Annotated in this window: 2 protein-coding genes; one reads left to right on the forward strand and one right to left on the reverse strand. The window is 46.9% G+C overall.

The genetic code is table 11. The annotated features are described in order from the left end of the window. The coding region (locus R7Q11_RS25900) for a protein kinase domain-containing protein (RefSeq protein WP_225466967.1) at nucleotides 1-323 on the forward strand (323 nt) is incomplete at its 5' end. 95 nt (nucleotides 324-418) lie between these two features. Here the strand turns inward: R7Q11_RS25900 and R7Q11_RS25905 are convergent. After that, on the reverse strand, nucleotides 419-763 hold a 345-nt coding region (locus R7Q11_RS25905), incomplete at its 5' end, for a sensor histidine kinase (RefSeq protein WP_263857197.1).

Here is a 763-nt window from a genome sequence, read left to right on the forward strand (position 1 = left end):
CACAAGGTTTTACGTTGCCGGTCGAGCAAGTCAATTCCATTGTTGAGCAGATGGTGGACGTGTTTAATAACCTGCACGACAACAAGGTGTGCCATGGCGATTTGTATGCGCACAATACTTTGGTGAATGAGCAAGGTGAGATGATCTTCGGCGATTTTGGTGCGGCGAGCATTTACGGTTACTTATCGGACGAACAGCAAGCGGCAATCCGAACCATTGAATCTAGAGCGTTGAAGTACTTTATCGAAGATATGTTTTCTGTGTGTGACGCGTCGGAATCGGCATCGCAAGCATTCAATCGACTAGCAGCACTTGCAGCATAAGATTTCATTCAATCGAAATTAGAAAGAGGTATCGAATTGCTCGTTTGATACTGAGCAAAGTAGATACCTCTCAATTGAATTAGGCGCTGGGGAAGTTACTCTGAGCAAGCCTCATGATGCTCTGACGAAAGGTCAATCACTGCCTCACATCCACCCTCAGGATGTGTATCAATAGTGAATTGCCAGCCATAGCGTCGGCATAAGTCGTCCACAATCATGAGCCCCAAACCATGGCCTTCGGCATCTGGCACGGAAGAGAAGCCTTCACCTTCATCTCTCACCGACAGTGTGGTATCGGTCATGGTGATATGAATCGTTCCCGCTGACGTGGCTGCAATGCCGTTGCGAATTAAGTTACTCAACGTAATGTTAAGCACTGCAGTGGTCGCTTTGGTTTGCGGATGGCCCAATATCTGAACATTAAATTCCAACGACTTTTC

The organism is Vibrio sp. 970, from assembly GCF_033339075.1.